Source organism: Roseovarius sp. AK1035 (assembly GCF_003288315.1).
Taxonomy (GTDB): Bacteria; Pseudomonadota; Alphaproteobacteria; order Rhodobacterales; family Rhodobacteraceae; genus Roseovarius; species Roseovarius mucosus_A.
Genome location: NZ_CP030099.1, coordinates 2498800 through 2513678, shown reverse-complemented (window position 1 = coordinate 2513678; position 14879 = coordinate 2498800). Strand labels below are relative to the sequence as shown.

The window sequence follows — 14879 nt, the reverse complement described above, 5'->3', positions numbered from 1 at the left end:
GCAAGCGCGCCCTACTTCGCCCAATCCCAAGGCCGCACGAATTGGCCCAGCACATGCCCCACGGCCTCGCCCTCGGCACTGGCAGACCCCGATACCTTGGCCACAAGCCCCAGTTTCTTGTCATCCACCACAGATGTCACCCGCGCATCAACTCCGGCATCGGCCAAGGCCGCATTGTAAATCCGCGTGATCGCCAGCTTGCGCAGGTCGGGCTTGAACACCTTGCCCACGGCGGTTTTCGGCAATTCCGCCAAGACCTCGACATGCTTTGGCACCGCCGCGCGCTCATGCACATGCCGCTTGCAATGCTCGAGCAGTTCCTCGCCCGTGACCGTGGCCCCGGCCACCAGTTCGACATAGGCGCAGGGGATTTCGCCCGCATGGGCATCCGGCTGACCAATGGCCCCGGCCATGGCGACCGCCTTATGCACCATCAGCGCTTCTTCGATTTCGGCGGGGTCGATGTTATGCCCGCCCCGGATGATCAGATCCTTGGCGCGCCCTGTGATCCAGAGATAACCCTCCGCATCAATCCGGCCCAGATCGCCGGTGCGCAGGTAGTCGCCATGATAATAAAGATCGCGGTTCTTGTCGCCCTCGGTATAGGTATGGCCGGCGTAAACGCCCGGATTGGAAATGCAGATTTCGCCCACCTCATCGACGGCGCAATCCATCGGCCCATCCGGCGTGCCCTTGATGATCCGCACATCCGTATAGGGAAACGGCACCCCCACCGATCCCACCTTCTTTTCGCCTTCGGGCGGATTGGCCGACACAAGGCAGGTCGCCTCGGTCAGGCCATAGCCCTCGATCACGGCGATGCCGGTGGCCGATTCGAACCGGTTGAACAGTTCCAGCGGCATCGGGGCCGATCCAGAAAAGGCGTTCTTGACGGTCGACAGGTCCGCATCAACCTTGCGCTGCATCAGCGCCGAAACGGCCGTGGGCACGGTGATGATGAAACTGATCTTCCAGCGCTCGCACAGCTTCCAGAAATTATCAAACACGCCCTCGCCGCGATAGCCTGCGGGCGTCGGAAACACCACATGCGCGCCCGATTTGATCATCGCCATCAGAATCACATGACACGCAAACACATGAAACAGCGGCAGCGGGCACATCACATTGTCCTGCTCGGTAAAGAGCAGCGTATGACCGATCCAGCCATTGTAGATCATGCCGGAATATTTGTGCTGCGCCACCTTGGGCATGCCAGTGGTGCCGCCGGTGTGGAAATAGGCCGCCACCCGGTCGCCTGTGCTATCGGCAAAGCTCAGCGTTTTGGGCTGACGCGCGATCGCCTTGTTGAAATCCAGACAATCGGCGTGGTGCTGCACCGGGTTCTTGGGCCGCACGAGGGGCACGATCCAGCTTTTCGGCGGTGTGAGATAGCGGTTGAGGTCAATCTCGATCACCGTATGCACGCTCGGCGCGTGGCGCACCGCTTCGGCGGTCTTTTGCGCGATGTCGGTCTTGGGGAACGCCTTGAGCGTGACCACCACCTTGGCCCCTGTCTCGCGCAGGATGGCGCTGATCTGCTCTGGCTCGAGCAGCGGGTTGATCGGGTTGACGATGCCCGCGATCATCCCGCCAATCGTTGCAACCGCGGTTTCCAGACAGTTGGGCAATACCAGCGCCACCACATCGCCCTCACCCAGCTTGAGGCTGCGAAACAGATTGGCGGCTTGGCAGCACTGATCATGAAACTGCTGCCATGTCAGGGTTTGCGCCTTGTCCGTTGCACCGGAAAACAGCTGATAGCTGATTGCGGGCCTGTCCGGAAAGCTACGCGCGACATTGCTCAACATTTGATAGATCGTTTGGGGCCGCTCGCGCGCCGCCCAAGGCATTTCGTTCTGGATGTCGAGCGCATCCTGTCGCGTCATGAACGCCATCGGTCCGTCCTCCCTGATTTATCCCGCGTTCCCGGCGCGGGTTTCTCCCGTTCACGGCAGAATGTGCGGGAATTCAGGTTCGTGCAAGATTTACGCTGCGTTTTGACGCATTTGTACCGCGTGGCTCTAACTTGCCCCCGACACACAGGCGACCATCGCGCCAGCCATATCGCGCAGCATCTGCGGATAATGCCCCGGCCCTGCCGCAAGCTGGCTGCCGAGCGGATCAATCACGCCATGCGACACCCCCTCGCCAAACACCGTTTCGACCAGCTTGGGATCGAACTGCGGCTCGGAAAAGACACACGTGACACCGCGCGCCTCAGCCATTTCCCGCAAGGCGGCAATTCGGGCCGGTCCCGGCGCCACCGCATCGCTTAGCGAAATCGCCCCCGCTGCGGAAATGTCAAAGGCAGTCTCGAAATACTGATAGGCATCGTGAAACACCAAAAACGGCACATCCCGCACCGGGGCCAACTGCGCTTTGATCTCTTCGGACAGGGCCTGTAATTCCGCCTGCGCTGCCTCTGCATTCGCGGCATAGATCGTGGCATTCTCCGGGTCATGCTCGGACAATTCCTGCGCGATCAATCCCAACCAAGCCTGCGCATTCGCCGGATCAAGCCAAGCATGCGGATCGGCCCCGTCGTGGGCGTGATCGTGCCCATGTTCGTGGTCATGATCATGGTCGTGACCATGCGCCTCCGCATGATCCTCGTGGCCCTTGTCCTCGTAGTCGTGATCTTCGTGGTCGTGATCTTCATGCCCATGATCTTCATGCCCATGATCTTCATGCGCCTCAAACGCAACCCCCTCCCGGAACGGCAAGACGCGGCTGCCCGCAGCCCCCAGCAACTCCACGGCATGTGCCTCGGAGGCCAGCGCATCAATCGCGCCTTCCAGCCACGGCGTCAGCCCCTCTCCCATCCAGAAGACCAGATCGGCCTCTTCCAGTGCCGCCGCCTCGGAGGGGCGCATTGCATAGCCATGCGGCGAGGCACCCGAGCGCACGATCACATCAGGCTCGCCCACCCCCTGCATCACCCGCGCCACCAACGATTGCACCGGCGCAATATCCGTGGCCACTCGGGGCGCGTCGGCCATCGCGGCTGAGGCAAGCGTCATCCCAAGGCTGAGTGGAGCAAGAAAACGGATCGGCATGGCAGTCTCCATATGTGATATCATAACATTTAGCGCCACTTGATAAATGTAACCCTATAACATATCAACCCCCAAATGATCCCACGGGCAACACCGACGGAGGGCAAGATGGATACGATCGGATTCGAGGCGCATGATCACAAGGGCTGCATGCGCGCCGCCCTCGCCGCTGTCGAGGCGCATTGTGCCCGCCACAAGCTGCAATTCACCCCCGTCCGCCGTCGCGTGCTGGAAATCCTGCTTAGCGAACACCGCGCCATGGGGGCCTATGAAATCCTCGACACGCTGCGTAGCGAGGGGTTGGGCTCCCAGCCCCCGGTGGCCTATCGCGCGCTGGATTTCCTTGTGACACATGGCTTTGTTCATAAGATCGAGCGCCTGAACGCCTTTATCGCCTGCACCCATCCGGGGCAGGATCACACGCCCGCCTTCCTCATCTGCCGCCAATGCGATGCGGTGGCCGAGGCCCATGCCGAACCCTCAAAGGGGATGCTGGGCCGGGCCGCCGCCGACTCGGGCTTTACCATCGAACAGGCGGTGGTCGAGGCGATGGGCCTGTGTCCGCAATGTCGCGAGAGCGCCCAGCCATGCGCCTGATCGAAACCAAGGGGCTGACCGTTCAGTTTGGCCGCTCGACGGTTCTGTCGAATGTCAGCCTTGCGCTCGACCGGGGCGAGATCGTGACCATCGTCGGCCCGAATGGATCGGGCAAATCCACGCTGCTGCGCACCTTGATCGGGGCGCAGAAACCGGCACGCGGCGAGATTATCCGCCGCCCCGGCCTGCGCCTTGGCTATGTGCCGCAAAAGCTGCATATCGACCCAACCCTGCCGCTGACCGTCACCCGCTTTCTCAGCCTGCCACGCCACCACCCGGCCGAGGCCACGCGCGCCGCTCTCGAACAGGCGGGGTTGCCAGACCTGCGCAATCGACAAATGACAGACCTCTCGGGCGGGCAGTTTCAGCGTGTTCTGCTGGCGCGTGCGCTTCTGGAAAAGCCAGATTTGCTGATCCTCGACGAGGCCACGCAGGGGCTTGATCAACCCGGTTCTGCCGCGTTTTACCGCCGCATCGAAGAGGTGCGGCGCGAATTGAACTGCGGCGTTCTGATGGTCAGCCACGAACTCCATGTGGTGATGAGCGCCTCTGACCGGGTGATCTGCCTCAATGGGCATATCTGCTGCGAAGGCCACCCCGAGGTGGTCGCCCAAGCCGAGGAATATCGCGCGATTTTTGGCACCGGCACCCAAGGCGCGCTGGCGCTCTACCGGCATGAACACAACCACGCCCATGATCATGACCATGACCACGGTCCTGCACATGATCACCCCCACAGCCACGAGGCCGCCGAATAATGCTGGATGATTTCATGGTGCGCGCGGCCCTTGCTGGCTTAGGTGTGGCACTGGCCGCCGCCCCCTTGGGCAGCTTTGTGGTCTGGCGGCGGATGGCCTATTTCGGCGATGCCACAGCCCATGCCGCAATCCTTGGCGTGGCGATGGCGCTGGCCTTTTCGATGTCAGTCTTTGTTGGCGCGCTGGCCATGTCGCTGATCATGGCGACCACGGTCTCCACCCTTTCGGGGCGCGGCTTTGCGATGGATACGATGCTGGGCGTTCTGGCCCATTCGGCGCTGGCCTTTGGCCTTGTGGCGGTGTCCTTTCTGTCGGGCGTCCGGATTGACCTTATGGCGTATCTTTTCGGCGATATTCTGGCGGTCAGCAGGGCCGATTTGCTGGTGATCTGGGGCGGCGCAGCCCTGGTGCTCAGCCTGCTTGCATGGCGCTGGCAGGCGCTTTTGACGGCAACGCTCAGCCCGGATCTTGCGTGGTCCGCCGGTATCGACCCGCGCCGCGAACAGCTTGTGCTCACGCTGGCACTGGCCGTCGTGGTTGCCGTGGCGATCAAGGTGGTGGGCGTGCTGCTCATCGCCGCGATGCTGATCGTGCCCGCCGCCGCCGCCCGTCCCTTGGCCGCAACGCCCGAACGCATGGCGGCTATCGCCACGCTGATTGCGGGGGGCTCTGCCTTGGGCGGTTTGCGGCTTTCGTTTCAGTTCGATACGCCGACAGGGCCGACGATCGTCTGTGTCGCGGCGCTGATCTTTGCCACGACCGCCCTGATCGGCAGCGGCCTGCGGCATCACGGCGCGGCATCCGACTAAAACAGTCGGAAATCACCCTTGACTCTTTTTGTCGGAAATACGAGAGATATCCTATCAAATCACTCGGATACCTCGAAAGGACCCCCGATGCACCCGATCAAAGCCGCCCTGAGCATGACCGCTCTGCTTGCCCTGACCGCCCCTGCGCTGGCGCAAGAGGTCAACCTCTATTCCAGCCGCCATTACGATTCGGATGATGCGCTTTACGAGGCCTTCACCAAGGAAACCGGCATCAAGATCAACAGGATCGAAGGCAAAGAAGCCGAGCTGATCGAGCGCATGAAGGCCGAAGGCGCCAACAGCCCGGCGGATGTGTTCATGACCGTGGACGTGGGCAATGTCTCGCGCGCGGTGGATGAGGGCCTGTTGCAACCCTTTTCCTCGGATCTGATCGAGAGCAATGTCGCGGCCAATCTGCGCCATCCCGACAATCTCTGGACCGGCCTCTCGCAGCGCTCGCGCATCATCTTCTACGCCAAGGACCGGGTCGAGACCCCGCCCCAAACCTACGAGGAATTGGCCGACCCCAAATACCAGGGCCAGATCTGCATTCGCTCCTCGTCGAACGTATATAACCAGTCGCTGCTGGCCTCGATCATCGAAGTGCATGGCGAAGAGGCGGCCAAAGAGTGGGCGGCAGGCATCGTCGCCAATATGGCCCGCGCGCCAGAGGGCGGGGATACCGATCAGCTGCGCGGCATCGTGTCGGGCGAATGTGATATCGCTGTCTCCAACACCTATTACTTTGCCCGTGGCCTTGCCGGGGACGTGGACGGTTTGACCAGCGGCATCGACGGCATCGGTTGGGTCTGGCCCAATCAGGAAGACCGGGGCGCGCATATGAACCTTGTGGCGGCGGGCATTGCCGTCAACGCCCCCAACCCGGAAGAGGCACTTGCCCTGCTCGAATTCCTCGCCAGCGAAACCGCACAAGAGCAATTCGCCAATGGCAACAACGAATACCCGGTGCTGGCCGGTGTGGATATCGGCGAGCATGTGGCCAAGCTGGGCGAGTTCAAACCCGACAGCACAACGCCCACCGCCTCGTTTGGCGCGAATGCCGCCAAGGCACAGGCCATCTTCAACGAAGTTGGCTGGAACTGATCCGTCACCCCCTCTGCGGCCCTGCACGATTGCGCGGCTTGCATGATTGACCTAAGGTCGGGCTCCTCAACAGGGGCCCGGCTTTTTCATGACATCCGTTCGGCTAAGATTGCTGATCCTGGCACTTTTGCCCTTGGCGGTGTTGATGCCGCTTTTGTTGCTGGTGGCGATCAACCGCTGGTCCGCGAATTATGACAACCTGCTGATCACCAATGTGGCCAGTGATCTGCGCATCGCAGACCAATATCTGCAACGCCTGCTGACCAGCACCGGCTCTGAGGTGACAAGCCTGGCCCGCTCCTTGCGCTTTGACGAGGTGGCGCGCACCTCTCCCGCCGACCTGCCCGCGTTTCTGGAAGAGAACCGCCGCGCGCTTGGCCTCGATTTTCTCTATTTTATGCCACAGCACGAGGCGCGCAAACGCTCGGCCGACTGGCCGGTGATTGACACCGCCCTACGCGGCCAACCCGCCACCGAGATCGACATTTTCACGCCCGGCGATCTGCTCTCGCTGCCCCAGACCGGCGTAACCCTTGCCAATCGCGCGCGCGTCCCGCTTGTTGCGACTGTTGCCGCGCAGCCCACCAGCCGCCAGACCGAGGATCGCGGCATGGTCGTGCACAGCGCCACGCCAGTCACGGCAATCGGGGCGCAAGGTGTGCTGGTCGGTGGGCTTCTGCTCAACCGCAATCTTGATTTCATCGACACAATCAATGCGCTGGTGTACCGCGACACCGGCACCACCGGCGATCGCCAAGGCACCGCCACGCTCTTTCTCGAGGATGTGCGCGTATCGACCAATGTGCGGCTCTTTGCGGGCGAACGCGCGCTTGGCACGCGGGTTTCGGCGGCGGTGCGCGCCACCGTGCTCGACAAGGGCCAGACCTGGCTTGATAGCGCGTTCGTGGTCAATGACTGGTATATCTCGGCCTATCGCCCCCTGACCGACAGCTTTGGCAAACGGGTGGGCATGCTTTACGTGGGTTTTCTTCAGGCCCCGTTTGATGCCGCCAAACGGCGCGCCTACCTACTGGTTCTTGCCGCGTTTCTGGTTGTTCTGGCCGTCAGCGCGCCGCTCTTTCTCAGGCTTGCGCGCAATATCTTTGCCCCGCTCGAACGCATGACCCGCACCATGGAAGAGGTCGAAGCCGGCGATATGACCGCACGCATCGGCCCCATCGCCGCACGCGACGAGATTGGCACCGTGGCGGCCCATCTCGACACTCTGCTCGATCAGGTGCAGGAACGCGACCGCGCCCTGCGCGCATGGAACGAAGACCTGAACGCCCGCGTCGAGGCCCGCACCGCCGAATTGCGCGAGGCGAATGCCAAGCTTGAGACAACTTATCAGCAACTGGTGATGTCCGAAAAACTGGCCTCCATCGGCGAGATCACCGCCGGTGTTGCCCATGAGATCAACAACCCGGCGGCAGTGATCCAAGGCAATCTTGACGTGATCCGCCAGACTCTGGGGGCGCACACCGAACCGGTGATCACCGAACTTAACCTCATTGACCGTCAGATCGGGCGGATCACCGCCATCGTGGGCAAATTGCTGCAATTCGCCCGCCCCGGCGAATTCGGCACCTTTGAGGAAAATGTCGATCTGGCCAGTGTCCTGCGCGATTGTCTTGTTCTGGTGGATCACGTTGTAACCAGATCCGGGCATACGGTGACGCTGAACGCCCATCCCGACACGCCACCGGTGCGCATCAATCCGGGTGAGTTGCAGCAGGTGATCATCAACCTTGTCACCAACGCAGCGCAGGCCATGAAAACGCCCGGTCACCTGACCCTCACCACCCGTCCCGAGGATCGCGGCAGCTGCCCCGGTGCCGCGCTCTTGGTTGCAGACACCGGCCCCGGTATTCCCAAAGACAAGCTGCCGCTGGTGTTCGATCCGTTCTTCACCACCAAACAGGGCGAAGGCACCGGGCTTGGTCTCTCGGTCAGTCAGACCCTGATCCAACAGGCAGGCGGGCGGATCACCGTGCGCAATCGTGTTGAAGGCGGCGCGGAATTCACCGTCTGGATGCCCGGCTAAGCGCGATCAGCCCGGCCCGGTCAGCCAGGCATGATGCAGCGCTGCCACGGCGCAGGACGCCAGCCGTGCCATATCGTCATCCGCCCGCGAATTGAGAATGATCGGCACCCGCGCGCCCAGCACCACACCTGCCGCCTCGGCATGGGCGAGATAGGTCAATTGCTTGGCCAGCATATTGCCCGCATCAAGATTGGGCACCACCAGAATATCCGCCCGTCCCGCCACCGGCGATGACAGCCCCTTGGTCCGTGCCGCGGCCATATCAACCGCGTTATCCATCGCCAGTGGCCCATCCACCAGCCCGCCGGTGATCTGCCCCCGCTCGGCCATCTTGGACAAGAGCGCCGCATCAATCGACGAGGGCAGATCGGGATTGACCGTCTCGACCGCCGACAGAACGCCGACCTTGGGCATCTCGATCCCAAGGCTCAGCGCCAGATCAATCGCGTTCTGCACGATGTCCATCTTGGCGCGCAGATCAGGCGTGATGTTGATCGCCGCATCCGTCACCAACAAAAGATGCGCCAGCCCCGGCACGTCCATCACAAAGATATGCGTCAGCCGCCGCGCGGTGCGCAGCCCCGCCGCCTTGTCCAGCACCGCCCGCAAGAGTTGGTCGGTATGCAGATGCCCCTTCATCACCGCCCCTGCCCGCCCCGCCTGCACCAGCGCCACAGCGCGCCGGGCGGCGGCCTCGGGGTCTGGCTCTGCGATGATCTCGATCCCTGTCAGATCCGCCTCCAGCGCTTGCGCTGCAGCCGCAATGCGGATGGGATTGCCAATCAGGATCGGTGCGATCAGCGTATGCGCCCGCGCCCGCAGCGCGCCGCCCAAGGAATTGACCTCTTCGGGACAGACCACCGCCGTTACCAGCGGCTCGAGCGGCTCCGCCCGCTTGAGCAGCTTTTCGAAATGCCGGTGCCGCTGCACGATAAGGCCGGGCAGATCGTGGCTTGAATAGTTGAGCTTGCGGCGCGGGGCCTCGACCACCGCCACGCCCGATACGATCAGCGCATCATCGCGCAGGCGCCGCACCTCAGTGGCCAGCGTCACGGTCATGTCGCGGTCATTGCGATCCGTCACGGTGACCCGGCTTTCAACCTCGTCCCCGGCATGGGCGTGGTTGTGAAACACAAGGCTTTGCGCGCGGTAAAGCGTTCCCGCCCCCGGCAAAAGATTGCCCAAGACCGCTGATATCAACGCCCCCAGAAACATCCCCGGCACATAGGCCTCGGGCTGACCATCACCATCGCCATCCAGATCATAGAGATGCATCGGGTTGTGATTGCCCGACATATTGGCAAAGACCAGCAAATCATCCTGCGTGCACAGCCGCCGCAGGCTCTGGCTCTGCCCCACCTGCAACTCGTCAAAGACGCGGTTCTCGATCTTCATCCGGCAAACCTCCTGCCCTGCAGCCTGCGCGCGCCCTAACCCAGCCTCACCCCACCCAAACGCGGGCCTGTGTCAGGCGTATGACGCAGCCCGCCAAATCAAAGCGCGCGGGCGCTCTGGCGCAGTTCGAATTTCTGGATCTTGCCGGTGGATGTCTTGGGCAATTCCTGAAACACCACCGCCTTGGGCGTCTTGAACCCCGCCAGCCGCTCACGCGCAAAGGCGATCAACTCGGCCTCGCTCACCTCGGCCCCGTCCTTCAACTCGACAAAGGCGCAAGGCACCTCGCCCCATTTCTCATCCGGCTTGGCGACCACGGCACAAAGCATCACGGCAGGATGGCGCATCAATACCCCCTCGACCTCGACCGAGGAAATATTCTCGCCACCCGAAATGATGATATCCTTGGCCCGATCCGCGATTTTTAGATAGCCGTCGGGATGCTGAAACGCGATATCGCCGGAATGGAAATAGCCCCCGCGAAACGCCTCTGCGGTCGCCGCCGGATTCTTGAGATAGCCTTTCATCACCGAATTGCCCCGGATCATGATCTCGCCCAAGGTTGCGCCATCCATCGGGATTTGCGCCATGGTTTCGGGGTCCATCGCCGTGATCTCTTCCATCATCGGCATCAAAACCCCGGTGCGCGCCTTGATCGTATAGCGCTCGTCCTCAGGCAGGGCATCCCAGCCGTCTTGCCACAGACATTCGGTGACATGACCATAGGTCTCGGTCAGGCCATAGACCTGCGTCACGGTAAAGCCCAACGGCTCGATCGCCGCCAATGTTGCGGCGGGCGGCGGGGCCCCTGCGGTGAACACATCGACCACATGGTCGAACGCGCGCCGCTCGCCCTCTTTGGCATGGACGATCATATTCAGCACGATGGGCGCGCCGCCGAAATGTGTGACCCCCTCATCGGCAATCGCGTCATAAATCGCCCGCGCCGTAATATCGCGACAGCAAACCACCCTGCCCCCCAGCATCGGCATCAGCCAGACATGGTTCCAGTTGTTGCAATGAAACAGCGGCACAATGGTCAGATAGGTCGGATAGCGCGGCAATTGCCAACTCACGACCGTGCCCATGGTCATCAGATACGCCCCGCGATGGTGATAGACCACGCCCTTGGGCCGCCCGGTGGTGCCAGAGGTGTAATTGAGCGCCAAACTCTCCCATTCGTCCTCGGGCATGATCCATGCAAAATCGGGATCGCCAGAGGCCAGCAGCTCCTCATACTCCATGTAGTGCCCATGGGCATGCACGCCCGCCGCATCATCCGCCACCTCGACCACGCCGGGCGGTGGGCCTTCCATCAACTCGATTGCCTGCGCCAGCACCGGCAGGAATTGCGGATCGCACAGCACCACCCGCGCCCCGCCATGATCGAGAATATAGGCGATGGTATCGGCCTCTAGCCTTGTGTTGATGGCATTGAGCACCGCGCCACAGGCGGGCACCCCAAAATGCGCCTCGCAATGGGCAGGTATATTGGGCAGGAGGGTGGCCACCACATCGCCGGGCTCGATCCCCAGCTTGACCAAGGCCGAGGCCAGCCGCGATACGCGCGCGTGATACTCTGCATAGGTGCGCCGCGTGCCGCGATAAACCAGCGCTTCACGATCGGGAAATATCTGCGCCGCGCGCCTCAGATGCGACAGCGGCGTCAGCGCCACAAAATTCGCGGCGCATTTCTCCAGCCCGGTCTCCTCCTTCATCCAGCCCATCGCGCACCTCCTCTTGTCCCTGCGGATCCGTCCAAGGAATAGAGCAATGCCAGAGCGATGCAATTGCCAAACACGCGTCCCAGAGCCTGTGAGAGCGTGCTTTCACGCTGAAAAAGTAACTTTACAGGTTCAAATCGCAGCACTAAGGGGACGAAGCGACGTGTGCAAAATTTCAGCACGGTGCGGCGTGATTCTGAAAGGTATTTGTATGATTGTTTCCGGCACGCGCCGCCCAAATGTCTTGACCAGTCGATGTTCAGATTACGCTTCGCGCTTGCGCAGGCCCTCAGCATGACCATCGAGGTCCGAACCGACGCAGGCAGCTACCGGTTCGCGTGCCGCAGCTATACCGAATACAAACGCGCCGTCACTCTCCTGCAAAAGGAAGAGGGCACGATCCGCTGGCTGCGCGACACGCTGCGCCCCGGCGATACCTTTTGCGACATCGGGGCCAATGTCGGCCTCTACTCGGTCTTTTCCGGCAACCTTGTAGGCGAGACCGGGCATATCCTGTCCTTCGAGCCGCATGCCGCCAATGCGCTCAGCCTGATGCAAAACATGGCGTTGAACGGTCTGAGCAGCCGCGCCAAGGTGATTTCGGCCGCTTTGGGCGACCGCAACGGCTTTTTCGACTTCAATATCATCGAGGCCACGGCAGGCTCGGCCATGAGCCAGCTTGACCGCACCCTTGATGGGCACGAGCGCCCCTTTGTGCCGGTCCTGCGCGAATTCAAGGCCGCCTTTACCCTTGATCATCTGGTTGCCGAAGGCATCGTGCCCACACCCGATGTGATCAAGGTCGATGTCGACGGCAACGAGCTTCTGGTCATGGCGGGGATGCGCAACGTGCTTGGCTCTGCCAAACGCCCCCGCTCGGTTCAGGTCGAGGTCAGCCCCCACTACGCAGAGGATCTCGATGCCTTCATGGACGGGCTTGGCTACCGGGCGCAAAAGCGGCACCGCACCGACATCGGTTTACGCAAACTTGCACGCGGCGCCGATCCGGTGTTGATTGCGCATAACGCAATCTACGCTCCGGCTGCGGCCTAAGACCCGCACCGCCCGAACAAGGAGACACCCATGATGTTCAATCTCGACGGCGCTGACGTCCGCCACGATCCCTTTCCCATCGCCTTTGCCAAGCCGGTGTTTGACGCCGACCTCTACCAAGAGATGCTGGACAACTGGCCCGACACCGAGCGGTTTCAGTTCATGCCCAAGCTGGGCAACAAATATTCCCTCTCCGAGGTGAACAACGCCAAACAGTATCACGACTTCATCAAGTCGACCCCGGTCTGGAAACGCTTTCACGACGAGGTCAAAAGCGAACGCTTCGTGCGCGGCATCGTCGATTTTCTGGCCAGCCACAACATCGACCTCGACCTTGGCCGCAAGATGGTACTCACCAACACGCCCGGCGCGCGCCTTGGCCTGCGCCTGACCGAGGCGCTCTGCGGCGCGGCCTTGGTCGAGCGGCGCAAGACTCCGCTGCGCTCGCGCTTTGAATTCTCGATGATGCCGGGCGATGGCGGCTCGATCCTGCCGCACACCGACGCGCCCGCCAAACTGATCACCGTGGTCGTCTCGATGGTCGCGCCGGGCGAATGGAAGCCGGAATATGGCGGCGGCACTTCGGTCGTCTGGCCCAAGGACAAAACGCGCAGCTTCAACTTCCGCAACACGTTCTTGCCGTTCGAAGAGGTGGACACGCTCGATTGCTACGAGTTCAACTCGAACCAATGCATGATCTTCGTCAAGACCTTCAATTCCTGGCACGCCGTTGAGCCGATCAAGGCCCCCCGCCCCGACATGTTCCGCCGGTCCCTCACGATCAATATCGAGGTTCCGAAGAACTGAGCGTAAGAGGCCTGCGTCGCGGCCATGCGCCGCGACGGGATGGCCTCTGCCTAAGGCGCAGAAATCCCACAAAGCTCGTTCTGCGTTTCAACTCGAGACAGAGCAATGCCCGAAGAAAGTTACATTGCTGCGCTGCTCGCAGCAGAGCTTTTCTATTGAGTGGATTATCAATTTCCTTGCAAGCCTCACCACTCACCTACAGTCTGAATACGTGCAGGATGATAGTTGAAAGGCTTCTTGGCCATGTCGTTTGTAAAATCTACATCTTTGCCAATCCCTTATGAGACTGGCTTTCCCGAACCAGACCTGTTTGGTCTGAAACATAAGGGAAAAACTCTCTCCAGAGCGTTGGAAGTTGCGGAGGGGCCGGTGGTCATCGCGTTTGACGGTCCTTGGGGCTGCGGAAAGTCTTTCTTTCTTAGGGCTTGGTCAAAGGATCATGACCTAAAGGCAGATGTCATCTATTTTGATGCTTTTGAGCATGACTATCTTGATGATCCTTTGATTTCACTAGTGCAGGCGATCGTGCCAAAGGTGCAAACTTCAGCGTCCGAAAAGCTCATCAATGGCGCGAAGCGTGTAATTCCCCTTGTCGGAAAAATTGCTCTTGGATGGGCAACCCTTGGAGCGGTAAAGGAACTCGGAGATCTCGGGGATATAGTGGCGGCGGAGATGGCCGGGGAAGCCACAGAAGCGCTTGACACCCTATGGAAAATCGAAACCGGGCGACACGACGCTATGCGCATATTCAAGGAAAGCCTTGAGGCATTGGTAAAGGAAAGCTCGAATTCCATGCTCGTCATAATTATTGACGAACTAGATAGATGCCGCCCTGACTACGCACTCCAAATGCTTGAAACGATCAAGCACTTTTTTGCAGTAGACGGAGTTCACTTCGTTTTGGGAACGAACCTGAACCAACTGAGCAATAGTGTTCGGTCGCGGTATGGAGAGCGCGTTAATGCTGAAAAATACCTTCAGAGGTTCATTCATGCTACCCTTGGCGCACGTCAGAGATCTACCCGTTCCAGTTATGAAAAAAGAGCGGAAATTCAGTATTTTACAAAACTTGATTCCAACTATGATTTTGAATCTGTCAGTGAAATACTGGCAGTCATACCGGGCAATACTTCCATGACATTCCGAGACACGGAACGCCTTTACACGATGTGCAAAATCATTCATCCGTCTGAAAATGCAATAGAGCGTGAGATCCTACTAACTCTATGCATTGTCAAATCGTGTGAACCAAGCTGGATCACTGAACTCGTTGACGGTACTTTGGACTACCAAAAGCTTGTCAAATTTTTCGGATTAAAATCTGTTGAGAACATAGGTGATACGTATTACCCCAATGCATTGAGAGTGTTGGCCACTGCAATCGGGTTTCACGATATCAACAGCCTGCCAGAGCTTACTCGGCCCATGATGAAAACTCGACTTAAAGATGGAAAAGAAAGATATCTATCTGAGCTAGCTTCGCGCGAGCTAGATTCGATACGAGTGAGATAAATGGATTACAGAACAAGAAA

General features: G+C 60.4%; 12 protein-coding genes. 8 read left to right on the top strand and 4 right to left on the bottom strand.

All coding sequences use genetic code 11. From position 1 onward, the window contains the following. Positions 1–11: 11 nt before the first annotated feature. Together RAK1035_RS12010 and RAK1035_RS12005 are read right to left on the bottom strand one after the other, a co-directional pair. Positions 12–1895: an acyl-CoA synthetase gene (locus RAK1035_RS12010; protein WP_008280267.1), complete on the bottom strand. Its 1884-nt coding sequence runs from the start codon at positions 1893–1895 to the stop codon at positions 12–14. A 126-nt stretch (positions 1896–2021) separates the two neighbouring features. Continuing rightward, positions 2022–3056: a zinc ABC transporter substrate-binding protein gene (locus tag RAK1035_RS12005; RefSeq protein ID WP_037297381.1), complete on the bottom strand. Its 1035-nt coding sequence runs from the start codon at positions 3054–3056 to the stop codon at positions 2022–2024. Positions 3057–3164: 108 nt separating this feature from the next. On the opposite strand from RAK1035_RS12005, the gene RAK1035_RS12000 reads away from it, so the two are divergent. The 5 genes from RAK1035_RS12000 (at position 3165) to RAK1035_RS11980 (ending at position 8368) form a co-directional block, all read left to right on the top strand. Then, a complete protein-coding gene (locus tag RAK1035_RS12000) occupies positions 3165–3653 on the top strand; it encodes a Fur family transcriptional regulator (RefSeq protein WP_037297240.1) in 489 nt (162 codons plus the stop codon). Further along, positions 3644–4411, top strand: coding sequence for a metal ABC transporter ATP-binding protein (locus RAK1035_RS11995; RefSeq protein WP_008280264.1), 768 nt, complete (start codon positions 3644–3646; stop codon positions 4409–4411). Before RAK1035_RS12000 ends, RAK1035_RS11995 begins: the two co-directional genes overlap by 10 nt. Further along, on the top strand, positions 4411–5220 hold the full coding sequence (locus RAK1035_RS11990; RefSeq protein ID WP_008280263.1) for a metal ABC transporter permease: 810 nt from the start codon (positions 4411–4413) through the stop codon (positions 5218–5220). The genes RAK1035_RS11995 and RAK1035_RS11990 overlap by 1 nt, the downstream gene beginning before the upstream one ends. Positions 5221–5307: 87 nt before the next feature. Beyond that, a complete protein-coding gene (locus RAK1035_RS11985; protein ID WP_008280262.1) occupies positions 5308–6324 on the top strand; it encodes a Fe(3+) ABC transporter substrate-binding protein in 1017 nt (338 codons plus the stop codon). 88 nt (positions 6325–6412) lie between these two features. Continuing rightward, on the top strand, positions 6413–8368 hold the full coding sequence (locus RAK1035_RS11980; RefSeq protein ID WP_037297236.1) for a sensor histidine kinase: 1956 nt from the start codon (positions 6413–6415) through the stop codon (positions 8366–8368). A 6-nt stretch (positions 8369–8374) separates the two neighbouring features. Here RAK1035_RS11980 and RAK1035_RS11975 read toward each other — a convergent pair whose 3' ends face one another. Together RAK1035_RS11975 and RAK1035_RS11970 are read right to left on the bottom strand one after the other, a co-directional pair. Beyond that, entirely contained in the window at positions 8375–9763 is a 1389-nt protein-coding gene (locus RAK1035_RS11975) for a bifunctional enoyl-CoA hydratase/phosphate acetyltransferase (protein WP_008280260.1), read from the bottom strand. A gap of 98 nt (positions 9764–9861) precedes the next feature. Further along, positions 9862–11490 carry an AMP-binding protein gene (locus RAK1035_RS11970; RefSeq protein ID WP_008280259.1) on the bottom strand — a complete coding sequence of 543 codons (1629 nt, stop codon included), beginning with the start codon at positions 11488–11490 and terminating at the stop codon, positions 9862–9864. A gap of 252 nt (positions 11491–11742) precedes the next feature. Between RAK1035_RS11970 and RAK1035_RS11965 the strand changes: the two genes are divergently transcribed. The 3 genes from RAK1035_RS11965 to RAK1035_RS11955 all read left to right on the top strand — a co-directional run bounded on the left by RAK1035_RS11965 (position 11743) and on the right by RAK1035_RS11955 (position 14859). Next, entirely contained in the window at positions 11743–12540 is a 798-nt protein-coding gene (locus RAK1035_RS11965; RefSeq protein ID WP_008280258.1) for an FkbM family methyltransferase, read from the top strand. A gap of 30 nt (positions 12541–12570) precedes the next feature. Further along, positions 12571–13347, top strand: a complete 777-nt coding sequence (locus RAK1035_RS11960; protein ID WP_008280257.1) for a 2OG-Fe(II) oxygenase — start codon at positions 12571–12573, stop codon at positions 13345–13347. Between the two features lie 225 nt (positions 13348–13572). Beyond that, positions 13573–14859, top strand: coding sequence for a KAP family P-loop NTPase fold protein (locus RAK1035_RS11955; RefSeq protein ID WP_008280256.1), 1287 nt, complete (start codon positions 13573–13575; stop codon positions 14857–14859). Positions 14860–14879 lie beyond the last annotated feature (20 nt).